The organism is Helicobacter sp. 13S00477-4, assembly GCF_002272785.1.
In the GTDB taxonomy this organism is placed as follows: Bacteria; Campylobacterota; Campylobacteria; order Campylobacterales; family Helicobacteraceae; genus Helicobacter_J.
Genome location: NZ_MLAS01000001.1, coordinates 105,611 through 129,792, shown reverse-complemented (window position 1 = coordinate 129,792; position 24,182 = coordinate 105,611). Strand labels below are relative to the sequence as shown.

At 31.7% G+C, this 24,182-nt stretch carries 24 protein-coding genes; 13 read left to right on the top strand and 11 right to left on the bottom strand.

Annotation, left to right across the window (positions count from 1 at the left end; genetic code table 11):
• The first annotated feature begins 17 nt into the window (after positions 1-17).
• Genes pal through BKH44_RS00630 form a run of 3 tightly spaced genes read left to right on the top strand, consistent with a single transcriptional unit; the run spans position 18 to position 2,065 of the window.
• The gene (gene pal, locus BKH44_RS00640; RefSeq protein ID WP_095269110.1) at positions 18-524 is read left to right on the top strand and encodes a peptidoglycan-associated lipoprotein Pal; all 507 of its coding nucleotides are present in this window, start codon (positions 18-20) and stop codon (positions 522-524) included.
• A 12-nt stretch (positions 525-536) separates the two neighbouring features.
• A complete protein-coding gene (locus BKH44_RS00635; protein WP_180674066.1) occupies positions 537-1,514 on the top strand; it encodes a tetratricopeptide repeat protein in 978 nt (325 codons plus the stop codon).
• On the top strand, positions 1,511-2,065 hold the full coding sequence (locus BKH44_RS00630; RefSeq protein ID WP_095269107.1) for a peptidylprolyl isomerase: 555 nt from the start codon (positions 1,511-1,513) through the stop codon (positions 2,063-2,065). Before BKH44_RS00635 ends, BKH44_RS00630 begins: the two co-directional genes overlap by 4 nt.
• 37 nt (positions 2,066-2,102) lie before the next feature.
• Here the strand turns inward: BKH44_RS00630 and ligA are convergent, their stop codons facing one another.
• Positions 2,103-4,079, bottom strand: a complete 1,977-nt coding sequence (gene ligA, locus BKH44_RS00625; protein ID WP_095269105.1) for an NAD-dependent DNA ligase LigA — start codon at positions 4,077-4,079, stop codon at positions 2,103-2,105.
• 97 nt (positions 4,080-4,176) lie between these two features.
• Here ligA and BKH44_RS00620 point away from each other — a divergent pair, with 97 nt between their 5' ends.
• Genes BKH44_RS00620 through ppa form a run of 4 tightly spaced genes read left to right on the top strand, consistent with a single transcriptional unit; the run spans position 4,177 to position 8,021 of the window.
• Positions 4,177-5,124 carry a chemotaxis protein CheW gene (locus tag BKH44_RS00620; protein WP_095269103.1) on the top strand — a complete coding sequence of 316 codons (948 nt, stop codon included), beginning with the start codon at positions 4,177-4,179 and terminating at the stop codon, positions 5,122-5,124.
• Between the two features lie 24 nt (positions 5,125-5,148).
• A complete protein-coding gene (gene aspS, locus BKH44_RS00615) occupies positions 5,149-6,903 on the top strand; it encodes an aspartate--tRNA ligase (protein WP_095269101.1) in 1,755 nt (584 codons plus the stop codon).
• A gap of 16 nt (positions 6,904-6,919) precedes the next feature.
• Complete coding sequence (locus tag BKH44_RS00610) at positions 6,920-7,492, top strand: adenylate kinase (RefSeq protein WP_095269100.1); 573 nt, start codon at positions 6,920-6,922, stop codon at positions 7,490-7,492.
• Between the two features lie 10 nt (positions 7,493-7,502).
• Positions 7,503-8,021 (top strand): inorganic diphosphatase, encoded by a 519-nt coding sequence (gene ppa / locus BKH44_RS00605; protein ID WP_095269098.1) that lies wholly within the window; start codon positions 7,503-7,505, stop codon positions 8,019-8,021.
• Positions 8,022-8,024: 3 nt separating this feature from the next.
• Here ppa and folE read toward each other — a convergent pair whose 3' ends face one another.
• The 6 genes from folE to recR all read right to left on the bottom strand — a co-directional run bounded on the left by folE (position 8,025) and on the right by recR (position 12,720).
• The gene (folE, locus tag BKH44_RS00600; protein WP_095269096.1) at positions 8,025-8,570 is read right to left on the bottom strand and encodes a GTP cyclohydrolase I FolE; all 546 of its coding nucleotides are present in this window, start codon (positions 8,568-8,570) and stop codon (positions 8,025-8,027) included.
• A complete protein-coding gene (gene htpX / locus BKH44_RS00595; protein ID WP_180674065.1) occupies positions 8,567-9,502 on the bottom strand; it encodes a zinc metalloprotease HtpX in 936 nt (311 codons plus the stop codon). The genes folE and htpX overlap by 4 nt, the downstream gene beginning before the upstream one ends.
• A 39-nt stretch (positions 9,503-9,541) precedes the next feature.
• Positions 9,542-10,645, bottom strand: a complete 1,104-nt coding sequence (truD, locus tag BKH44_RS00590; RefSeq protein ID WP_095269093.1) for a tRNA pseudouridine(13) synthase TruD — start codon at positions 10,643-10,645, stop codon at positions 9,542-9,544.
• Positions 10,645-11,673, bottom strand: coding sequence for an alanine racemase (locus BKH44_RS00585; RefSeq protein WP_095269091.1), 1,029 nt, complete (start codon positions 11,671-11,673; stop codon positions 10,645-10,647). The genes truD and BKH44_RS00585 overlap by 1 nt, the downstream gene beginning before the upstream one ends.
• A gap of 39 nt (positions 11,674-11,712) precedes the next feature.
• Positions 11,713-12,027: a c-type cytochrome gene (locus tag BKH44_RS00580; protein ID WP_095269089.1), complete on the bottom strand. Its 315-nt coding sequence runs from the start codon at positions 12,025-12,027 to the stop codon at positions 11,713-11,715.
• A 111-nt stretch (positions 12,028-12,138) separates the two neighbouring features.
• Positions 12,139-12,720 (bottom strand): recombination mediator RecR, encoded by a 582-nt coding sequence (recR, locus tag BKH44_RS00575; RefSeq protein WP_095269087.1) that lies wholly within the window; start codon positions 12,718-12,720, stop codon positions 12,139-12,141.
• 95 nt (positions 12,721-12,815) lie between these two features.
• Between recR and dnaJ the strand changes: the two genes are divergently transcribed.
• The gene (gene dnaJ, locus BKH44_RS00570) at positions 12,816-13,988 is read left to right on the top strand and encodes a molecular chaperone DnaJ (RefSeq protein WP_095269085.1); all 1,173 of its coding nucleotides are present in this window, start codon (positions 12,816-12,818) and stop codon (positions 13,986-13,988) included.
• On the opposite strand, the gene dxr is transcribed toward dnaJ, so the two are convergent.
• Together dxr and BKH44_RS00560 are read right to left on the bottom strand one after the other, a co-directional pair.
• Positions 13,981-15,072: a 1-deoxy-D-xylulose-5-phosphate reductoisomerase gene (gene dxr / locus BKH44_RS00565; RefSeq protein WP_095269083.1), complete on the bottom strand. Its 1,092-nt coding sequence runs from the start codon at positions 15,070-15,072 to the stop codon at positions 13,981-13,983. The two genes, dnaJ and dxr, sit on opposite strands and share 8 nt — an antisense overlap.
• A 10-nt stretch (positions 15,073-15,082) precedes the next feature.
• Positions 15,083-15,892, bottom strand: coding sequence for a phosphatidate cytidylyltransferase (locus BKH44_RS00560; protein ID WP_095269081.1), 810 nt, complete (start codon positions 15,890-15,892; stop codon positions 15,083-15,085).
• Positions 15,893-15,985: 93 nt separating this feature from the next.
• On the opposite strand from BKH44_RS00560, the gene mnmG reads away from it, so the two are divergent.
• From mnmG to selD, 4 genes are read left to right on the top strand one after another with little or no spacing between them, the layout of a single operon-like run.
• Positions 15,986-17,890, top strand: a complete 1,905-nt coding sequence (mnmG, locus tag BKH44_RS00555) for a tRNA uridine-5-carboxymethylaminomethyl(34) synthesis enzyme MnmG (RefSeq protein WP_095269079.1) — start codon at positions 15,986-15,988, stop codon at positions 17,888-17,890.
• A complete protein-coding gene (gene dapE, locus BKH44_RS00550) occupies positions 17,887-19,026 on the top strand; it encodes a succinyl-diaminopimelate desuccinylase (protein WP_095269078.1) in 1,140 nt (379 codons plus the stop codon). Before mnmG ends, dapE begins: the two co-directional genes overlap by 4 nt.
• Entirely contained in the window at positions 19,016-19,363 is a 348-nt protein-coding gene (locus BKH44_RS00545) for a hypothetical protein (protein WP_095269076.1), read from the top strand. The genes dapE and BKH44_RS00545 overlap by 11 nt, the downstream gene beginning before the upstream one ends.
• A 59-nt stretch (positions 19,364-19,422) precedes the next feature.
• Entirely contained in the window at positions 19,423-20,394 is a 972-nt protein-coding gene (gene selD / locus BKH44_RS00540; protein ID WP_095269075.1) for a selenide, water dikinase SelD, read from the top strand.
• A 17-nt stretch (positions 20,395-20,411) separates the two neighbouring features.
• On the opposite strand, the gene BKH44_RS00535 is transcribed toward selD, so the two are convergent.
• Positions 20,412-21,482 (bottom strand): tyrosine-type recombinase/integrase, encoded by a 1,071-nt coding sequence (locus BKH44_RS00535; protein WP_095269074.1) that lies wholly within the window; start codon positions 21,480-21,482, stop codon positions 20,412-20,414.
• 147 nt (positions 21,483-21,629) lie between these two features.
• Complete coding sequence (locus BKH44_RS00530; RefSeq protein WP_095269072.1) at positions 21,630-23,075, bottom strand: catalase; 1,446 nt, start codon at positions 23,073-23,075, stop codon at positions 21,630-21,632.
• 173 nt (positions 23,076-23,248) lie between these two features.
• On the opposite strand from BKH44_RS00530, the gene BKH44_RS00525 reads away from it, so the two are divergent.
• Complete coding sequence (locus tag BKH44_RS00525) at positions 23,249-24,178, top strand: ribose-phosphate pyrophosphokinase (RefSeq protein WP_095269070.1); 930 nt, start codon at positions 23,249-23,251, stop codon at positions 24,176-24,178.
• Positions 24,179-24,182 lie beyond the last annotated feature (4 nt).

The window sequence follows — 24,182 nt, the reverse complement described above, 5'->3', positions numbered from 1 at the left end:
TAATGAGGAGTTTAAATATGAATAAGGTTTTAATGGTTGGTTTTGCATCTATTGTTTTATTGATTGCAGGTTGTGCTCAAAAAGATGTGAGTGTTTCTGATTCAGGAGTTACGCATGAAGAGATTCAAAATAATATTGCAGAAGCACCACCAACTCCTGAGCCACAAACACAAGAAGAAAAAATTCCTAGTGGTACAGTGATAGGTAGTATATATTTTGATTTTGATAAATTCAATATAAAATCGGATATGCAGAATATTATTGATGAAAGTGCACAAAAAATCAAAGATAATGATATGAATGTTTTAATTGAAGGTAATACTGATGAATTTGGTTCTGATGAGTATAATTATGCCTTAGGAACTAAAAGAGCCTTGAGTGTTAAAAGTGCTTTGGTGATCAAAGGTATTTCTAAAGACAAAATTAGAGTCATTAGTTTTGGTGAGAGTAAACCAATTTGCCAAGAAAAAACAAAAGAATGCTATCAAAAAAATAGAAGAGCTGATATAAAGCTTGTCAAATAAATAGTGTTAAAAATGAGTCAAGTGAAGGATTTTTGTTATAAATATAAGTTATGTTTAATTTTCTTGATTTATATACCTTTAAATGCAGAACCTTCTGCTTTTGAACTTCAGAGTGGTGCAACCAAAAAAGAGTTAAGCACCATAAAATCAACGAATAAAACTCTTGAATCTGTTGTGACAGATTTGCAAAATAGAGTTTCTTCTCTTGAGCAAATTCAAGATGGACTAAAGAGTTTATTTGAAGGTCAGAGTTTAAAGATAAAAAATTTACTTGATAGTGTGGCTAATCATCAAAATTCTATAAAATCTTTGGAATCTGTGCAAGAATTGCATTCTAATACATTAAAGCAACAAGCAGATTTAATTCAAGCACTCAAAACAGAAGTTGATAATAATCAAAAATCCATAAAAGAATTGGATAAAAAACTAAACGATCTGAGTAATTTGCTCACACAGATAAATACGACCATGATTTCTCAACTCAATACTATCAGACAGAATTTAGAAATCCAAACTCCAAGTCCAGATACAAATAAAGATTTAAACAAGCAATCAAATCCAAAAGTTTCAAAATCTTCACAATATATAAATCCAAATAATTTTAAGAAAGATGTTTCCAAGCAAAAAGAAATTTTTCAAGAAGCAAGGAAAATGATTCCTCAAAATAAACTTCAAGAAGCCAAAGCTAGATTTGAATGGATGGTAGAGAGTAATTATAGGCCAGCACATAGTTTATATTTCTTGGGAGAAATTGCTTATAAACAAAAGGACTATAAAGAAGCAATCAGTTTTTATAAAAAAAGTGCTTTATTGAATGATAAAGCCAATTATATGCCTATATTGTTGTGGCATACGGCTTGGGCATTTAGGTATTCAAAAGATTTGAGTAATTATCATAAGTTTTTAGATTCTTTGATATACTTATATCCAAATAGTGAACAAGGGCAAAAAGCCATAGAAATAAAAAATCGAACAAAAGGAAAAAAATGAACAGTATAGAGAATAACAAAGTCGTTTCTATTGAGTATGAAGTGATGGATTTTGGGACTAAAGAAATTGTAGATTCAAATATAGGTACAAAACCTTTAGAATTTTTAGTTGGTGCTGGTCAAGTTATTACTGGATTAGAAAAAGCAATCATTGGTGCAGAAATTGGAAAGAAAATTGAAATTGAAGTGAAGCCTGAAGAAGCCTATGGGATTTATAGGAATGATTTTTTGCAAGAGATTCCTAGAGAACAGTTTGAAGGTATTGATTTGAAAAAAGGGATGACTCTTTTTGGACAGGGAGAAAATGGACAAACAGTTCAAGTTATTGTCAAAGATTTTAGTGATAAAATGGTTATGATTGATTATAATCATCCTCTTGCTGGTAAAACACTTTTGTTTAATATAACTGTTCTAGATTCAAGAGAGCCTACCGAAGAAGAAATCATAAGTGGTCATATCGGTGGGGGTTGTGGTTGTGGGACTGGTGAAGGACATCATAAGGAAGAAGGTGGTTGTTGTGGAGGTGGTGGAGGCTGTGGTTGTTCACATTGAGTTATAGATGAAAGAAAGTATGGTCTTTAAGATTTATTTATAATTCAATGCCTTCATTTTTTAATCTTATTTTGAATTGTTTTTCATCAATCAATTCAATATTTAATTCTTTTCCTTTTTTCAGTTTGCTTCCAGCATTTTGTCCATAAATAATTAGATCAGTTTTTTTGCTTATGCTTGAAGTCATTTTTGCTCCTAATGATTCTAGTAACGAGGATATTTCTTCTCTGGGTTTTGATAGACTTCCTGTTAATGCAATCGTTTTTAGAGCAAAAAAAGAATTTGATTTTGTTGCTATATTTTGAGGAATTTGAGGTGAAATGATTTCAAATAATTTTTTTATTAAATTTTTATTTACTATTCCAAAATCAATCACTGAAGCTGCCATTTCTTTTCCAAATCCATCAATAGAATTGATTTCATCATAATTTTTTTGAAAAACTTCTAGTCCAAAATTTGAAGCAAGTTTTTTGCTTGCAGCTTCTCCAATATGTTCGATTCCAAGTGCATTGAGTAGTCTCCATAAAGGGATGTTTCTTGTATTTTTGATTGCATTGATGAGATTTTGAGCTTTTTTTTCTTTCCAACCTTCAAGTTTTAATAAATCTTCTATTTTGATACTATAGAGATCAAGTATATTTAAAATGATACCTTCTTGAAGGAGTTGTTCAACGATTTTTTCCCCTAGTCCTTCTATATTAAGAGCTTTCTTTGAGGCAAAGTAAGCGATTGATTCTTTGAGTCTTGCCTTACAAGAGAGATTTTGACAACGGATAAAAATCTCTTCTATTAAAAGTTCGCTCCCACAAATTGGACAATGAGTGGGCTTTTTTATATCTATTTGAGTCCCATCCCTTAGAGTTTGTATGGATTTTATAATTTTTGGGATAACATCTCCACTACGAATGATAATAACGGTGTCATTGATTTTAATGTCTTTTTTTTCTATTTCCGAATAATTATGTAATGTGGCTCTAGAAATTATAGCCCCTTCAATTTCAATAGGTTTAAGTTCTGCGACAGGTGTAATGACGCCAGTTCTTCCAACTTGATTGGTTATGGATAGAATTGTTGAACTTTTTTCGATTGCAGGGAATTTGTATGCACAAGCAAATCGAGGAGATTTTATTGTGTATCCTAAATTTTTTTGTGCCTCAATAGAATCAGTCATGATTACCATTCCATCAAGCATAATTGGATAATCATGTCGTATACTTAAAAGATTATCATAGCAGGCTTGAATATCCTCAATATTTTCGCAATATTTAATAAAAGGAGTAGGGTAGAAGCCATATTGTAAAATTTCATTTATAAGTTTAAAAAAACTTCCTTTTTGAATTTGGTTTTTCCCAATTCCCCAAGGAATGAACTTTAATTTTCTTTTAGCTGTAATTTTAGGGTCTAATTGTCTCAAGCTTCCAGCAGCTGCATTCCTTGGATTAGCAAACAGATTTTCACCTGATTGAAGTCTTTCTTGATTGATTTTTTCAAAATCATCTTTGGTGATGACTACTTCTCCTCTGATTTCAATACTTTCTTTATAGGGTATTTTAAGAGGGATAGAACGAATAGTTTTTGCATTTTGAGTGATAAGTTCTCCCTCAATACCATCTCCTCTAGTTGTCGCACTTTGTAATATTCCATTTTTATAGTATAAATTTAAAGAAGCCCCATCAAATTTAGGTGAACAGGTAAAATTTATATTTGGCCAAGATTTATAGATTCTGTTTAACCATTCTTCCAGCTTTCCTGGATTGAAAATATCATCCAAACTCCACATTCTTTCAAGGTGCTTATTTTTTTGAAATGCTTCTAATACATTGCTTCCAACTCTTTGGGTTGGAGATGTTAAAATAACTTGATTGGGATTTTGTTCTTCATAGTCCTTTATTTGATGATATAATTCATCATATTCTTCATCTGTAGATATAGGATCATCTAATACATAGTAGTGATAAGCCATTCGCTCTAACAGGGCAATATTTTTTTTATAATTTTCAAAATTTTTTATCATCAATACCTCATTGATATGAAAATTTTATTGTATTTTAGGTAATATTATATCATTGATTTGGTATGTTATTTAGGAAAGTAAGGATAAAGGAGTCTTTTTGATAAGTGATGTTGATAAAACGACTTCATTACATCTTAATAATGAAGTTCAATTTTTGTGTTTTACCCTTGATAATGAATCCAATTCTCAATTATATGCAATGAATGTGTTCAAAATCCGAGAGATTATTTATTATAATGGTGAGTTTACTGAAACGGCAGGAGAAAATGATGGCATAATGCTTGGTTTTTTGACTGTGAGGGGTGAATCTATCCCTTTAGTAGATATGAAAAGATGGCTTCATTATAGTTCGCAGGATACACAAAGGGATTTAAGACCTTATTCTATTGAAGGAAAAAAAAGTTTAGTAGTGATATGTAATTTTTCAAACCATACTATAGGGTTGAAAATACTTGGCGTGAAACGGATTATTCAAAAAAATTGGTCAGAGGTCAGTGTGGGGAGTGAATATGGTTTTGATAGTGATAGTAAAGTTACAGCCACGACAAAATATGATGATGGTTCAGTCATACAGATTTTAGATGTTGAAAAAATGATTTTAGATGCTTTTCCAATGCTAGAAGATTTTTCAGGACTAGAGCTCCAGCCTATTGAGACTATTCGTAGCAATAAAATTATTTTATTGGTCGAAGATTCTAAATCAGCTGCAAAATCTTTACAAAAAATTATAGAAAAACTTGATTTAAAATATTTCACTTTTCCAAATGGAAGAATTTTATTGGATTATTTAAAATCAGACAACAATATTGAGCATATAGGTGCAATCATCACAGATTTAGAAATGCCTGAAGTTTCAGGATTTGAAGTCCTAAAACAAGTAAAAGAGAATCCTCAAACAAAGCATATTCCAGTTATTATTAATTCTTCTATGAGTAGTGATTCTAATAAACAGATGGCTAAGGTTTTGGATGCAGATGGTTTTATTACTAAATCAAATGCTTTGGAAATTGAAGAACTTTTGAAGCAATATTTGACAGAATATTGAGTTTATTTTTTAGGAAAGGTAATAATGTTAAGGACTCATTTATGTGCGGATTTGAATGAAAATGATATAGGCAAGCAAGTTAGTTTATGTGGATGGTGTAATACTTATAGAGATCATGGAGGTGTAGTTTTTATTGATTTGAGGGATAAGAGTGGTTTGATTCAGTTAGTTTGCGATCCTGCGACGCCTGCATATAATATAGCTTCAAATGTAAGAGATGAATATGTTTTGATTGCCAAAGGTAAGATAAGGGCAAGAGGAGAGGGACTTGAAAATCCAAAACTCAAAACTGGCAAGATCGAAGTTGTTCTTGATGAATTGATAATTGAAAATAAGAGCCTTACTCCACCTATTTTTGTTGGAAATGACAGTGTGAATGAGGATTTGCGATTGAAATATCGATATTTAGATTTACGTTCTAAAAAATCTTTTGAAGTTTTTAAAATGCGTAGTGATATTGCTATTGCAATTAGGAATACATTGGCAAAAATGGATTTTTTAGAAGTAGAAACACCGATTTTATCAAAAACCACTCCAGAAGGAGCTAGAGATTATTTAGTTCCTAGTAGGGTGCATGATGGTGAATTTTTTGCTTTACCTCAAAGTCCTCAATTATTCAAACAACTTTTGATGGTTGGTGGATTTGATAGATATTTTCAGATAGCTAGATGTTTTCGTGATGAAGATTTGCGAGCAGACAGACAACCTGAGTTTACCCAAATTGACATTGAGATGAGTTTTTGTACACAAGAAGATGTCATAGAAGTAACGGAAAAATTACTTAAAAATATTTTTGCTACTGTTTCTAAGGACATACAAATCCCATTTAAACGAATGAAATATAATGAGGCAATGGAAAGTTATGGATCCGATAAGCCAGATTTAAGATTCTCTATGCCATTGATTGAAGTTAGTGATTTATTTGAAGATTCCAGTAATGAAATTTTTAGTTCTATTGCCAAAGATAAAATCAAAAATCGTTTTAAGGCATTGAAAGTAAAAGGTGGGGATAATATTTTCACACGTAAAAGTTTGGGCGAAGCAGAAGAATTTGTTAGGAAATTTGGAGCTAAAGGTTTGGCTTATATTCAATGCAAAGAAGATGGACTTAAAGGTCCTTTAGTAAAATTTATTTCTGAAAAAAATATGGAAATTTTACTCCAAAGATTGGGTATAGAAAATGGTGATATTATATTTTTTGGAGCAGGAGAGAAAAAAATAGTTTGGGATTATATGGGTAGACTTCGGATTAAAATAGCTCAAGACATGAAAATAATTGATGAGGATAAATTTGAATTTTTATGGGTAGTTGATTTTCCAATGTTTGAACGAACGGAAGGTAAAGTATCAGCCTTGCACCATCCTTTTACTATGCCAAAAAATTTGGATAAAGAAGATATTGAAGAGATAGAATCTATAGCTTATGATATAGTTTTAAATGGCATAGAGCTTGGTGGAGGAAGTATTAGAATCCATAAAGAGGAGATTCAAGAGAAAATATTTGATATTTTAAATATTGATAAAAAAGTAGCCGAAGATAAATTTGGGTTTTTATTAGAAGCATTGAGTTATGGGGCTCCTCCTCATGGAGGTATTGCTATCGGTTTGGATAGGCTTGTAATGTTATTATCTAAAGCGTTTAGTATTCGAGATGTTATAGCTTTTCCAAAGACCCAAAAAGCATCTTGTTTGCTTACAAATGCTCCTAGCAAAGTAAATGAAGAGCAGCTTAGAGAGCTACATATTCGTTTAAGAAATCCTAATAAAAATCAAAATTAAACAAAAGGGAGAAGGAATGAAAAAATTATTTTTGTTAATTGGAGCACCTGGGAGTGGAAAAACTACTGATGCCCAGATTATTGCACAAAATCATAGCGATAGGATTGTGCATTATTCAACAGGAGATTTGCTCAGATCTGAAATTACAAGTGGGAGCGAAAGGGGTAAGCTAATAGATAGTTTTACTAGTAAGGGAAATTTAGTTCCTTTAGAAATTGTTGTAGAAACAATTGTTACAGCTATCAACAATACTCCTAAACAGATTATTTTAATTGATGGATATCCTAGAAGTATTCAACAAATGGAAGCTTTAGATAAAGTGCTCAAATCCCAAAGTGATATTGAATTATTGAATGTTATTGAGGTTGTTGTGAGTGAGGATATTGCTAGAGATAGGGTTTTAGGGAGAGCAAGAGGTGCTGATGATGATACTGAAATTTTTGATAATAGAATGAAGGTTTATTTAGAACCTCTTGAATCTATTGAAACTTTTTATTCTCATAAAGGTATTTTAAAGAAAATCAATGGAGAAAGAAGCATTGAAGAAATTGTAAACGAAATAGAAAGTTTCATTCAATCAAAAATTTAAGGAGTAAAAAATGAACATTTCGAAATTATCCATAGGAGAGAATCCTGATAAAATCAATGCAGTTATTGAGATTCCTTATGGATCAAATATTAAATATGAGATTGATAAAGACAGCGGTGCGGTTGTAGTTGATCGTATAATGTATAGTGCAGTGTTCTATCCAGCTAATTATGGTTTTGTTCCAAATACATTGAGTGAAGATGGCGATCCTGCTGATATTTTAGTTTTAAATGAATATCCGCTTCAAGCTGGCTGTATTATCAAATGTCGTTTAATCGGTGTATTGATTATGGAAGATGAAAGTGGATTGGATGAAAAGCTTTTAGCCTTACCTATCAGTAAGATAGATCCATATTTTGAGCCTATAAAATCTTTGGATGATTTACCAAAAATTACTTTAGATAGGATTAAAAACTTTTTTGAGACTTATAAAATGTTAGAGCCAAATAAATGGGTGAAGGTAAAAGGTTTTGAAGGTAAAGAACAAGCACAAGTGATTTTGGATAAAGCTATTAAGGCTTATAAATAAACTTTATTTTAATAGTTGCATAAATTCAGATCTTGTTTTGGGATCTGATTTAAATAATCCTCTGATGGCACTTGTATTGATACGTGCATTTTGTTTTTGTACCCCACGCATACTCATACATAAATGTTGTGCTTCGCACACTACCATTACTCCTTTAGGGGCTAAAACTTCCATGATTGTATCTGCAATTTGAGTGGTGAGTTTTTCTTGGATTTGAAGCCTTCTGGAATAAATTTCTATGAGTTTGACTAGACCACTGATACCTGCAACTTTTTTATCAGGGATATATCCTAAGCTAATATGACCAAAAAATGGCAATATATGGTGTTCACATATAGAATAAAACTCAATATTTTTTAGCATCACCATTTCATCGCAAGCACCTTGTTCAAAAATACTTCCAAGAGCTTTTTTGGGATCTTGTTTGTATCCACTATAAAGAAAATTCCAAGATTCTTCTACTCTTATGGGAGTGTCTTTTAATCCTTCTCTTTCGAAGTCTTCGCCAATTTGATTGAAAAAATATTTGAAAAAAATTTCCTTATTCATTGTGTTCTGCCTAAAAGGGATTTGATTCTATTTTGAATACTAGGGTGCGTACTAAAAGCTTCATAAGAGTTAAAAATATAAGCTGCTTTTCTAGTAGGGTTTGTATCAATTTCAGAATAATCATTCGTGCTATAATCGCCACTTATTTTTTGTAAAGCCCTTATTATAGGCTTTGAATCATTCATGATGTAAGCAGCTCCGCTATCTGCCATATATTCACGACTCCTACTAAGATACATTTGTAAAAATAAAGTAAAAATAGGGAGTATAAATTGCAAAATGAACAATATTGTTTTTGCAGTATTTGCTCCTTTTTCACGATTATTCCCCATAAACATCCATACAGCAGAATTTGCAACTAAAAGCATAATATTGCTAAGTATGCCCACGCACATTGTCAGTCGAATATCTCCATGTTTAATATGACTAAGCTCGTGTGCCATTACTGCTTTTAATTCTTCTTTTGTAAGGTTTTTTATTAACATTGTTGTAATGGCTATGAGGGAATTTTTTTCATTCCAACCACTTGCAAAGGCATTCATATAAGGTGCTTCCATTACATAAAGTTTAGGTATAAAATTACTTTGAGATTCTTTGATAAGTTCTTCTAAAATCCCATATATTTCTTTTTCTGTTTTGCTCAGGACTTTATTTGGATTTATCAATTTATATTCACTTCCATTAAGCATAATTCCTGTAAAGTTTTGGATAGATATGAAAATGATACCTATACATACTAAAAGCATACATATTGTGATTGTGGGAAAGGTTTCAAAGGTAATTAGGCTAATAAAACCACTACTTAATGTTGATGCATTTATCCTGATAATATCGACGAGCAAACCAATCAAGATAAAAATTAGCATATAAGTTATTAAAACCATATTGGTTTTGAAACGATTTTTAGAAATTATAGTTTCAAAATTCATCATTTCTTTCCTTGTTTGATTTGGTATTATTACAAAAAAACCTTAATCAATTTTAATATTTTTATGTGCAAGTTCTTCAATTAGGGTAGTTGCATAACTTCCTTTGGGTAGAAAAAATTCAAGTTCTAGCCAAGCATTTTCTTGAATATACTTGTATTGAAGATTTTCAATCCATATCCATGCAAATCGTCTTGAACCTATGGCTTGGATATCTTTGTCAAAATCTTTCTCTATTTCTTTTGCTATTGATTGACAACGAGGTGTTTTTGAACCACACAAAAGTCCTGTAGGTGAAATATCTTTATTTAAAAAACGTTCTGAGTCCTCAAATGTTTCTGAAACAAATAGTTTTCCGTGAGGATAATGACACATCAAATCCCCTTCAAATAGCTTAAAAAAATGGGGTTGAGATTTGATAGATTTGATAGATTCTAAAGACAGAGGAAAATTTTCTTGGGCTATTGCTTGTTTGATTTCATAAGGTTCAAAAGTTTCAAATATCTTGCTAAGTTTAATCCTATTGCTTAGCCATTGATTGAATAAAAAACTCTGATAAGCTGATATGAGGAAATGGCTTAGTTTTTTATCCTTGAGTTTGAGTTTCTTGTGGATAATTTTTTCACCCTCAAGATGATTATTACCTTCTTTGCCAAATCTTTGGTAGCCAAAATAATTTGGCAAACCTATTTTTTGGATATTGTGTAAAATAGAGTCAATTTTATTAAATGCAGAAGGCGTAATTTTTTTAAGTCGAATAAAAAATTTATTCCCTTTTAGATGTCCGATTTTGAGTTTGTTGTTATGGTAAGTAGCAGAAATTATTTTTATATTTTTATCTTCTAGCAAGTGCATTACGCTATCAAGATTTTTTGTATAATTTTTGTGAATAGAGATGTATTGGGTTGTTGTAGCGGATTTATCTTTAAGACCACAATAGCCTATATCACTTGCCTTACAACCAAAAATATTTGATAGGAATTTTATCATTTCTGATGTATTTAATCCTTTTTTCCTGACATTTAAAATATGGTGTTCTCCTTCATTATTAAAGGGATACAATGGAATTTCTCTGACCATAAAATCTCTTGGATTCTGGGAAAAATAAAAATCTATTGGGGAATGATTGAGTGCATAAATCTTATCCATTAAATAATACTTCGTTGTATAAAGGGAGATAAATGAGTAAGGATTTCATAAGGGATAGTATCAAATATTTTAGCTATCAAAGAAACATCATCAAAAACGCAAACCTTTTCTTTTTGGCAAATACAAGAAAAACAATCCATTGAAGTAATAGGCAATATAGGATAGCCTTCAGATGTTTTTAGTTCGGCTTTGTTTTCATTCACTCTAAATAATCCATCTCCATAACCAATGTCATAAGTGCTAATGATAGAATCTTCTTTTAAGACACTTTTCCCTCCATATCCAATTTTTGAACCTTTTGGAAGTTTTTGTTCACATATTTTATCTGCCCAAAGGGAAGCAATAGGTTTTAGTGAATTAGAAATTGGCAAAGAAAAATTTTGAGCCAAATAACCATAAGCAGCAATGCCAATACGAACCAAATCATCATCAATCTTCGAACTCCTCAATGCTCCAGAAGAGCTTAATGAGTGAAATCTTGGTAGTGGAAAACCCATTTTTTTTGACAAATAGCGAACTTCTTCTTTGATTTCTGAAAAGTTTTTTTGTATATTGTCAAAATCATCTCCTAGTTCATCACCATATCCATTATGAGCAAAAACACCTAATAATTGAAGTTTTTTACTCAAGATTTTTTCAATAAAAAATGATAATTCTTCTTTAGGTATTCCATTTCGATTCATCCCTATATTGATTTTGAGTTCGACAAGACGATATGCATCACATTTTTGTATATCTTCTAAAGTATTGATACTTGGATGAATATTTTTTGGAGCTTGTTGGCTTATATTTTTATATAAAACTGTAATATGTTCGAAAAACTCAGCTATCTTAAGTGCTTCAAGTTCGTTTTTTACAAAAACATTCTTAATACCATAATCTTTAGCCAAAAGAGCTATTTGTTCAATACCATGTCCATAAGCATTATCTTTCAATACTAATGCAAGTTTATTTTTATCTTTAATATGATAAGTAATGGTATCAAGATTATTTTTGAATTTTTGAGAATCAATGAGAATTTTTGACATTATTTTCTAGTATTTTCAGGGAAAACCCTGAAATGAAAATTATTTTTTCGGAGGAAGTTTAGAAATATAATCAGCAAGTGCTTCAATATCAGTATCCGAAACATTTTTCATTTGCCCATACATAATTGCTTTTGCACCACCATTATCGGCTGTACCTGCTTTATAGCCTTTTAGATCAGCAAGCAATTTAGTTTTTGGGAGTCCTGCGATGGTTACTCCACCTTTTGCTCCTGGAGCAACTTTTTGTCCATTAATGCCATGACAAGCAACGCATTTTCTAAATGCTGCAGGAGCTTCAGCAGCAATTCCAATACTTAAAGCACCAAGTAGTGTTAAGGCGAGAATTTTTTTCATTTTAACTCTCCTTTTAGTTTTGTTTAGTTTGTGTTTAGATATTATTATTTTCAGGATAAATCCATACACTTTATGATTCTACAGATTTCGACCTTAAAATTATCTAAGTTTTTAAATTTTTATCCTAGAACTAAAAGCTCGTGAAAGTGATAATTGATCAATATTTTCTAACCCTATGCCTGTAGGGACTCCTTGTGCAATTTTACTGAATGTTAAATCCAATCCTTGTAATTTGTCTTCAATAAAAAGCATTATCGCATCATTAGCAAGGGTAGGGGAAAATGCAAATATGATCTCTTTAATATTTTTTTCTTTAATATTTTTTTTAAATGTTGTAAAATCAATTTTTTCAAGCTCTCCAATCGTAAAATATTGTCCTTCAAACTCACCAATTTCTTCAATAGTAAAAATATCTTTTGGATGTAAGATAATGCAAAGTTGTCCATTATTACGATTTTCATCTGAACATATTTCGCATATTTCATTTTCGCTTAACCCTCCACATATGCTGCATTTTTTTACATAATCAATAGCATTTTCTATGCAATGTGCTATTTTTAAGGCAAGATATTTATCATCTATGCTTAAATAATATGCCATTTTTTGAGCTGATTTTTTTCCGATTGTTGGGAGTTGCTCAAGGGATTCAACAAGCGAGAAAAAATGATTAAGATTATTTTTATAATTTTTCATGATTGTAATGTTATCCAAAGCTATTTTAACAATGGATAAAAGTTTTTTAAGATAAAATTCACACTAAAAAAAATTTTTTGTGATGGAGAGATATTTTGGAAAGTTTTGATTATTATGAAATTTTGGAAATTAGCAAAACTAGTGACAAAGAAGTTATCAAGAAAGCTTATAGAAAAATGGCATTGAAATATCACCCTGATAGAAATCCTGAAAATAAACAAGCTGAAGAAATGTTTAAAAAAATCAATGAAGCTTATGAAGTATTAAGCGATGATACAAGACGTCAAATTTATGATCAGTATGGTAAAAAAGGACTAGAAAACAATGGAATGGGTTTTAGTGGACGTGATTTTAGTGATATTTTTGGCGATTTGGGTTCTATTTTTGAGTCTGCTTTTGGAGGAGGATTTAATTTTGGTGGATCTAGCAGGAGAGAGAAAAAAATTAAATTTATTCCTGATTATATTTATAAATTAGATTTGAGCTTTAAGGAAGCTGTTTTTGGTTGTAAAAAAACAATCCAGACAAAATATAAAGTTTATTGTAAAGATTGCGATGGTACTGGAGCAAAAGACGGAAAAGTTCAAGTTTGTCCTGATTGTGGTGGTAAAGGGCAAGTGTTTATGAGACAAGGATTTGTAACTTTTTCACAAACTTGTTCAAGGTGTTCTGGAGAAGGTTCTATTACCAAAGAAAGATGTTCTATTTGTAATGGTGAAGGTTTTAATTTTGCAGAAGAAAGCTTTGAGATATCTATCCCTGAAGGGATGGATGATGAAAATAGAATGCGTGTTGTTGGTAAAGGTAATGAGTTAAAAAATGGCTCAAGAGGTGATTTATATATTGTTACATTTGTTGAACATGATGATTATTTTGTCCGTGATGGGAGTGATGTTTATATTGAAATACCTGTATTTTTTACCTCTATTCCATTAGGTGCTAAGATAAAAATCCCTTCATTGCGAGGAGAAGTTGAATTGAATATACCACCAAATTCTGAAAATGGCTCAAAATTTATATTCAAAGATGAAGGGATAAAAGAAGTCAATGATAAAGGTTATGGGGATTTGATAGCTATTATTAAGATTATTTATCCAAAACAGCTCAATGAAGAGCAAAGAGAGCTTTTATTAAAATTACATAATAGCTTTGGTTATGAAAGTGAGCCACATAAGAATCTTTTTGAAGAATGTTTTGATCGTATTAAAAATTGGTTCAAAGCAGATGCTAAACCAAGTCTAAAAAAATCCAAAATCAAACTTAAATAATTGTATTTGTAAAGCTTCTAACTTCTTTATCCAGTCTTATAATATCTTCAATATTTTGAAGATTTTCAACACAATCCTCAAAATTTTGAAGGCTTTTTGTAATCATTTTTTGGATATCTCCAAAAACAATCCTAGATTGCAAAAATTTTTGGATTGCTACTTCATTGCTTGCATTCAAAATAACACCCAATTTTGGTTTTTTGATGAGTATATCTTTAAGTCCCCATAGGGGATATTTTTGTGTATCAATAGGTTCAAATTTTATATTTGGAAGTGTTTCAAGTTTTAGGTTTGGGATGATTTGATTTTGTGAGGCTTTTTGTTTATCTATGGCATAGGCAATAGGGAGTTTCATATCAGGATACGCAAAATGTGCAGTTGTGCTACCATCTAGAAATTCAATTAAAGCATGGATGTTTGAGCTTCTTTCAATATAACCTTCAATTTCATTGGTTTTGAAAAGCCATTTGGCTTCTATGATTTCAAAAAGTTTATTTACCATACTTGCTGAATCAATAGTGATTTTTTTACCCATTGACCAATTAGGGTGACGAAGTGCTTCTTGTGCATTTTTAGAAGCAATATTTTCAATCAATTCATCTCTGAAAGCACCACCACTTGCTGTAATAATGAGTTTTTTAAAAGTTTTAGTATTGTTTAAATACCATAATCCAAAATGTTCGCTATCAATAGGGATAATTTTCCTTGCATCTATAAGCCATCCAGCACTTACAAGAGATTCTTTATTGGCTAAAGCTAGTTTTTTATTGCATTTTAGGGTTTCAAAAGTTGGTAAAAGTCCTGAAAAACCGACTAAAGCATTAATGACCAAAGATGAATCAGAATCTTTTATCATTTCACAAATACCTTCTTGTCCAATATAGACTTTTGCACCTTGTGCACAGAGTATTTGTAAATCTTGAGCTTCCATGATCGCCACTTTTTTAGGTCGATGTATCTCAATTTGTTGATTGAGTAATTTAATATTACGTCCTGCACTTAAACTTTCAATGGGCGATTGAAATTTTTGTGCGATTTGTAGAGCATTTACACCAATAGAGCCTGTGCTTCCTAAAAGTATCACCTATATGTTCCTATGAAAAAGTAATAGAAGAAGTTTCTTTCCATATTTTTAAAAAATACATTAAAAAATGAAGAGTGATAGCACCAAAAAGTATAGCATCCATTCTATCTAAAATGCCTCCATGTCCTGGTAAAATGTTTCCACTATCTTTAACAGAAGCATTTCTTTTTAAATAACTTTCAAATAAATCACCAAAAATAGCACTCAGAGAAATAGAAAAACTAATCAAAAGTGAAACGATAAAGTTCCCACTCAATTCTCTCCCCATTCCTATAAAGCTACCTACTGCTACAGCTATAGCAAGACCTATGATGGCACCTTCTAGTGTTTTATTGGGTGAAGTGGATGTGAAAGGAGTTTTTCCAAAAGCTTTACCGCCAAAGTAAGCTCCTACATCTGTTAAACTGACAACAACAATCAACCAAACAACACCACTTACACCAAAATCTTTATAAACAGCATAAACAGCTAGAAATGGAATAGTGGGGTAGATAAAAGGTAGAATTTGTTTTGATTGGAAGGATTTTTTATAAGCTAGATATCCAGCAATTATCATCGCTATAAAAATAGCAGATTCTATAGGTCTATCATTTATAGGTGCTAGTAGCCAAACTAAGATTGCAAGTAGATACATTGTCCAATGCCCTTTGCATCCAAAAAGTTTAATGGCTTCTTGAAATCCTAAAATATAACCGATACCTAAAACAACCCATATCAAGATAGCATAATTCAAATAAAGGATTAAAGCTAAACATAAAATCATAATGATACCTGTGATATAACGTTGTTTATTGTTTGAAAAATTTTCTTTAAAACCCATTTTCCCTCATTTTTGATTTTTAGTCTTGCTGAATTATAATCTAAAACTGATTAAACCTTAGTTATAATTATAAATAAAGTTTTAAGGTGTTTAATGGAATTTGATGTGATTGTAGTTGGTGGTGGTCACGCTGGGATTGAAGCAAGTGTTATCAGTGCTAAAATGGGTGCAAAAACACATCTATTGACTATATTGGTTGAGAATATTGGTTTGGCAAGTTGTAATCCTGCTATAGGAGGACTTGGCAAGGGTCATTTAACAAAAGAAGTCGATGCATTGGGTGGAATGATGGGTATTATTACTGATAATTGCGGGATTCAGTATCGTATTTTGAATGCTTCAAAAGGACCAGCAGTTAGAGGCACGCGTGCACAAATTGATATGGACAAATACCGTATATTTGCTAAAAATTTTGTTTTGAATACCCCAAATCTTAGTGTTTCTCAAGAAGTTGTTGAAGAACTTATAGTGCAAGATTATTGTGTGGTAGGGTTGAGAACTAATATTGGTAAAACCTATTATGCTAAAAAGATTATAATAACGACAGGGACTTTTTTGAGGGGTTTGGTACATATTGGAGAGAATAAAAGCCAAAATGGTAGGTTTGGAGAAAGTTCTGCAATAGGGCTTTCAAAAAGTTTACAATCACTTGGTTTTGAAATGGGTAGGCTAAAAACAGGCACTTGTCCACGTCTTGATGGTAGGAGTATTGATTTTGAAAATCTTGAATTGCATTCAGGTGATGATATTGCACCACATTTTAGCTATAAGACAAATATTCCTTTTCAACCTCTCCAGCTACCTTGTTATGTTGCTTATACAAATGTTTATACTCATCAATTGATTAAAGAAAATTTTCATAGAGCACCTTTGTTTACAGGTCAAATAGAAGGGGTTGGTCCTAGATACTGTCCAAGTATTGAAGATAAGGTTAATCGTTTTTCTGACAAAGAGCGACATCAATTATTTTTAGAACCACAGACTTTTGAGGCTACTGAATATTATGTGAATGGTTTGAGTACATCTTTACCTTTTGATATTCAAGAGAAAATCATTGCTTCTATAAAAGGACTTGAAAATGCTAAAATCACTCGTTATGGTTATGCTATTGAATATGATTATATTCAGCCTACAGAACTTTTCCATACTCTTGAGACAAAAAAAATCAAAAATCTTTATCTTGCTGGACAGATAAACGGAACTACTGGCTATGAAGAAGCTGCAGCTCAAGGTATTATGGCTGGAATAAATGCTGTTTTGAGTCTTCAAAAAGAAGATATGAAATTTTCAGGATGCTTTAAAGGACTTGATAAGCTTGTTTTCCGCAGAGATGAAGCATATATTGGTGTGATGATTGATGATTTGGTAACAAAAGGCACTAAGGAGCCTTATCGTGTTTTTACTTCTCGTGCAGAATATCGTTTATTGTTGCGTGAAGATAACGCAATTTTTAGGCTTGCACCATATGCATATATTTTAGGCACAATACAACAAGATGATTATGAAAGCATTCGCAAAGATGCTCAAGATATTGAAAAAGGAATGAAATACCTTGAAGAAACTATTTTTACCCCTTCAAAAGAAAACCTTACTTTCCTTTGTAGTCTTGATGAACTACCTATTAGTGATAAATGTAGTCCTATTTTGATTGTAGGAAGAGATAGCTTTGATAATGAAAAATTAAAGAAATTTTCTTCTATATTTGAAGGTTTTAGTGATAGAGCTTTAGAGCAAATTCGTATCCGTTCAAAATATCACAGTTATATTCAAAAGCAACAAGAGAGTATTGAGAAAATGAATGAAATGCTCCAAGTTGAGATTCCAAAAGATTTTATTTTTGATGGGATACCAGGTTTGAGTCTTGAAGTTGTAGAAAAACTTAATCAATTCCGTCCTATAAATTTATACAATGCTTCTCAAATAAGTGGTATTACTCCTGCTAGTCTTGATGTATTGCATTTATATATTCATCTAAGAAAGTCCACTCAAGTAAAATGACACCACTAGAAGTTTTAAGTAAGCTCATTAGCTATCCGACTATTACGCCTAGAGACTGTGGAATTTTTGATTTTATACAATCATTATTGCCTGATTTTGAATCTATCTATATTGAAAAAGAAGGAGTAAAAAATATTTTTTTATACAAATGTTTTGGGAATGTTGATAAAAATAGCTTGCATTTTTGTTTTGCAGGACATATAGATGTCGTTCCACCAGGAGAAGGCTGGAATAGCGAACCTTTTGTTGCTCATATCAGAGAAAATTATCTTTATGGCCGTGGAGCTCAAGATATGAAAGGTGGAGTAAGTGCTTTTTTGTGTGCAATGAGGGATTTTATACAAAATGATAACTTTAAGTTTCCTTTAATTTTATCTATTTTGCTTACAAGTGATGAAGAAGGTCCGGGTATATATGGCACGAAAATAGTTTTAGAAGCATTGAAAGAAAGAGGGCTTTTACCTCAAATGGTATTAGTAGCCGAACCTACTTGTGATAAAATTTTTGGAGATACTATCAAAATAGGTAGACGTGGTTCTATCAATGGTATCATTAATATTAAAGGTATTCAAGGGCATGTAGCCTACCCTCAAAAATGTTCCAATCCTATAGAATTGCTTGGCAAAAAATTAGGGGATATTGCAGGTATAAATCTTGATGAAGGTGATGAGTATTTTGCACCTTCCAAGTTAGTTGTTACAGATATTCGTGGAGGCATAGAAGCAGTAAATGTAACTCCTGCTAATCTCAAAATAATGTTTAATGTTAGGAACTCAACTAAAACTGATATTGAAGATATACAAGATTATATTAAAAAGATTTTAAAAGGTTTGGATTATGACTTGAAACTTACGCAAAGTTCACATCCATTTATTACTAATTCATCTTTTTTGCTTCATCTCCTTAAAAATGCTATCCAAAAAATTTGCTCTGTTATTCCAGATTTAAGTACAAGTGGTGGAACAAGTGATGCTAAATATTTTGGAGCTTTTGGTATAGAAGTTGTAGATTTTGGTGTTTGCAATGATAGGATACATTCAGTTGATGAGAGAGTTTGTCTTGATGATATCAATTCTTTGTATCAAATATTTTTAGAATTATTGAAATCCCTTATTAAGGAAAATAATGAAACATAAGACTATACTTTTTAAATCAGATAAGATTGGTGAAGGAGATTTGGGTAAAATAGTTACAGGTGGATTTATAGGAGCAATGACAAAGATAGATATTTTGCCTAAAAGGATGGTATTTTTAAATCGTGGGGTTTTACTCACCACTCAAAATTCAATGATAGATAATGCCTCTATCTTGGAGAATTTAGATACACTTCAAGGATTGGGAGTAGAGATTTTATCTTGTGAAACTTGTTTGGAATATTTTGATTTGAAAGATAAAGTAATGGTTGGTAGGATTGCTAATGCAGTCGAAATCTTGCAAGATTTCTTAGGAAATGAAGGAATCATATCGCTATAAGGGAAATAATGGACAAAAGATTGACGAAATTTGTCAGCTGTGCAGGTTGAGCTGCTAAAGTGGGTCCGGCGGATCTCAAACAAATTACAGCTAACCTTAATCAGCCTTACTATAAAAATATACTTATGGATTTTAAAAATAATGATGATTGTGGCATTTTTAAGATTGATGAGCATACTCTTTTAGTTCAAAGTGTGGATTTTATCACTCCTATTGTAGATGATGCTTATCTTTATGGTCAAATAGCAGCTGCAAATTCACTCAGTGATATTTTTGCCAAAGGGGCTAGGGCACACACAGCTATGAGTCTTTTGATGTGGGATAAAGTCCATATTGAAGTTGATGAAGTCAAAGAAATACTTCAAGGTGGATTGTCCAAACTTATAGAATCTGAATGTGCATTACTGGGAGGTCATAGCACCAATGACAAAGAGCAAAAATATGGCTTAAGTGTTACTGGTATTATCCAAGATGGCATATTTTGGAAAAATAATACTGCTTCTGTAGGTGATATTATATTGCTTACAAAACCTATTGGTAGCGGTATAATATCTACGGCATTTAAAAATGACAAATTAGTTTTTGACAAATCTCTTGAAGTCATTACTTCAATGACGACTTTAAACTTGAATGCTTCTTTATGTGCAAAAAAATTTCCCGTTAGTGCTTGTACGGATGTTACTGGATATGGTTTGATAGGACATTTAATAGAGATGGTCAATCAAAATATTTCTATTGAACTTTATTATAATCAAATTCCTTTTTTTGATGGTGTTTTAGGGTTAGCAGATTTGGATATTATTCCAGGAGGGACCCATGAAAATAAAAAAGTTTTTCAATCACAGGTAAAAAATACTGGATGTTTCAAAGACATTGTCTGTTATGATGCACAGACTTCTGGAGGTTTGCTCATTGCGGTTCCTGAAAAAAATGCTTTTGAATTTAAAAATGCTCTTTCAAATTCAGGTGTCCAAGCTCATATCATAGCAAAGTGTATACCAAAAAAAGAATATAAAATTTATATATGCTAATTTAGATAGATTAAAAATTATTTATTAAAGCCATCCATAATGCTTGCAGCTTCATATAGACGATTTTTATCAAAATGAGTGTATATCCGACTTGTGTTTAAATCAGCATGCCCTAAGGCTTCTTGTACTAATACTAAATCATGTCGTTTTTGGTAGAGTAGGGTTGCAAATGAGTGGCGAAGCATATGAGCACCTTTTTTTTCTTTTTGGATGCCTGCTGAAAAAAGAATTTCTTCAACATTGCGATAAATATAAGCTTGTGTGAGCGGATGACCTTTTTGATTACAAAATAATAATCCATCTTTGACTTCAATTTTTGATCTCAATAATAACCATTCTTCAAGAAGATTGTAAATATGAGAAGCTTTTATCATTACCATCCTGTATTTATTGCCCTTTCCTTTTATATTCAGTAAATAAACATCTTTTTCTAAAATCATATCTTTTGCTTTTAGGTTTAGGGCTTCGCTTACTCTAATACCAGTATAAACAATCATTTTAATGATGAGGCGATTCCTTGCACGGATTTTTGAAGACATTTCAAAAGTATCAATGCTATTTAGGAATTTTTCAAGTTCGAATTCATTCAAATAAGTAGGTAATTTTTGTCCTGATTTGCCTTTAATCCCGCCAATATTTTTCAATTCTATATTGTAAACATAAGAATTTCCTTTTTCGTCTTGATTTTGTTTGTCAATGTATTTGAAAAGACCAATGATAGCATTGCGATAATTTTTTTTGCTTGCTGCACTCAAGCCACTTGTCATGACAGCTAAAAAATCACTTAATATTTCCTCATCAATATCTTTCATTGAATGAAAATTTTGTAAGTATCCGTAGAGTTTTAATATAGGTTGACTATAGACATTTATCCCTATAAAGCCAGCATTTCGAGCATCTTTGCAGATATTTTCTAGCTCTGAGATATTTGAAATACCTTTTTGGAGTTTTTCAATACAATGTGAAATGCAGATTTTATTTTTTACATTTGTATTTGAAAGTGTAGTCAGTTTATAACGGATAAATCTTGAACACCAAAATAATAAATCAGAACTGATCTCTTGAGCAGATTCTAAAGTGTATCTCATATAGATGACCTTATTTAGATTTAAGTATTAAATTTTTCAATTTTATATTTAAATAGCTTCAATCACAAGAAAATAATAGATTTTGTATACAGCAGTAAATTTCATTTCAGATAACTTCAAAATGAGTATCTGAAATTGTATAAATCCTTATAAGACAAGCTCTTCAATCCTTTTGCCATAAGCAGGGTCAGCTTTTTTGAAATGCTCTATTTGACGTTTTTTTATTTCTTTAGGCACGCCTTCCATAGCAGCTTTTATATTTTGACAGAGTCTTTCTCTTTCTTCAATAGTCATTAGGCGATATAGGTCTCCGGGTTGTGTGTAATAGTCATTATCTTCTTCTCTGTAATCCCAGTCATAAATAGTGTTATCTTTTTCAAGTTTGCTTAGAGCAAGTTTTGGTTCTCTGGCATTTGGATCTTCTTCATATCCTGGTAATGAACTTGGGTTGTAGTTCATCATATTGCCATAGCTCCCATTTTGCATAAAACCATCGCGTGAGGTTGTATGAAAAGGACATTTTGGGGCATTAACTGGTAATTGAGTATGATTGATACCTAAGCGATACCTTTGAGTATCCCCATAAGAAAATAGTCTACCTTGTAGCATTCTGTCAGGACTATAGCCAATACCGGGAACAATGTTTGCCGGATTGAAAGCAGCTTGTTCTACTTCAGCAAAATAATTTTGAGGATTTTTATTGAGTTCTACAATACCTATTTCAATCAGTGGATAATCTTTTTGACTCCAAGTTTTTGTCAAATCAAAAGGATGAAATCGATATGTTTTTGCTTCTTCTTCAGGCATTATTTGGACACACATCCTCCATTTTGGAAAATTATGTTTTTGAATGTTTTCAAATAAATCTCTTTGATGAGATTCTCTGTCATTAGCAATGATTGTAGCTGCTTCTTCATTGGTTAGGTTTTCAATGCCTTGCATTGTTTTGAGGTGGAATTTAACCCAAAATCTTTCATGTTTAGCATTGATAAAGCTAAAGGTATGACTACCAAAACCGTGCATATTCCTGTAGCTTTTTGGGATACCTCGATCACTCATTGTAATGGTTACTTGATGTAGCGATTCAGGGTGAAGACTCCAGAAATCCCAAGCATTTGTAGCATTCCTTAGGTTTGTATAAGGATCTCGTTTTTGTGTATGGATAAAGTCAGGAAATTTGAGTGGATCGCGGACAAAAAATACAGGAGTATTGTTACCAACAAGATCCCAATTACCTTCTTCTGTGTAGTATTTCATTGCAAAACCTCTTGGGTCTCTTTCAGCATCTGCTGCTCCTCTCTCTCCAGCAACTGTTGAAAATCTAAAAAAACAGGGTGTTTTTTTGCCTATTTTAGAAAATATTTTAGCTTTAGTATATTTTGTGATATCATTAGTAACTGTGAAAATTCCATAAGCACCACTTCCTTTAGCATGGACTACTCTTTCAGGTATACGTTCTCTATCAAAGTGGGCTAACTTTTCCAAAAACCAAGTGTTTTGTAGTAACATAGGTCCTCTTGGTCCAAATGTCAGGGAATTTTGATTATTCCCAATAGGGGTTCCGGTTGCATTTGTCAATGTAACATTTTTCATTTACTCATCCTTTATTTTAGTTTTGAAACATAAGTAAGTATAGTTAATGATGATTAACAAATGATAAAAATTATCAATTATTATTTTTTATTTATAAAACTCTTTATTGAGTTTAATTGATAATCTTGTATAATCCTAAATAAAAATATTTTAAATCAAGGACAAAAACTCAAATGCGAGGATTTAAGATTTTTACAGGGAGTGCTCATCCTGATTTTGGAAAAGAATTGGCAAAACATCTTGATGGAGTCATTTCAAAAGCCACCGTGAATCGATTCAGTGATGGAGAGATTAATGTGCAAATCAGTGAATCTGTGAGAGGAAAAGATGTGTTTATCATTCAGCCTACTTGTGTTCCTGCTAATGATAGTTTGATGGAGCTTTTGATAATGACAGATGCCTTTAAGCGAAGTTCGGCAAGTTCTATTAATGCTGTTATTCCTTATTTTGGGTATGCTAGACAGGATAGGAAAGCTGCTCCAAGAGTCCCTATAACAGCAAAACTTGTAGCAAATTTGATGCAAAGTGCAGGCATTGATCGTGTCATTACAATGGACTTGCATGCAGGTCAAATACAAGGTTTTTTTGATGTTCCTGTAGATAATCTTTATGGTTCAATTGTCTTTAGAGATTATATACGATCAAAAAATTTAAAAAGTCCAATTATAGCAAGTCCTGATATTGGTGGTGTATCCAGAGCAAGATATTTTGCTGATCAATTGGGGATGGATTTGGTTATTGTAGATAAAAAACGAGAAAAGGCAAATGTGAGTGAAGTGATGAATATTATTGGAGATGTAGAAGATAAAGATATTATTTTAGTTGATGATATGATTGATACGGCTGGAACGATGTGTAAGGCAGCTGAAGTTTTGAAGGCTAAAGGTGCAAAAAGTGTTATGGCATTGGGTACTCATCCTGTGCTTAGCGGACCTGCGATTGATAGGATACAAAATAGTGTACTTAATGAAGTTGTTGTGAGTAATTCTATTCCATTAAGGCAAAAATGCTCAAAAATCACTGTTTTGAGTGTAGCTCCATTGTTTGCTGAAGTTATTCGTAGGATTTATCATAACGAAAGCGTCAATTCGCTTTTTATATGAATGT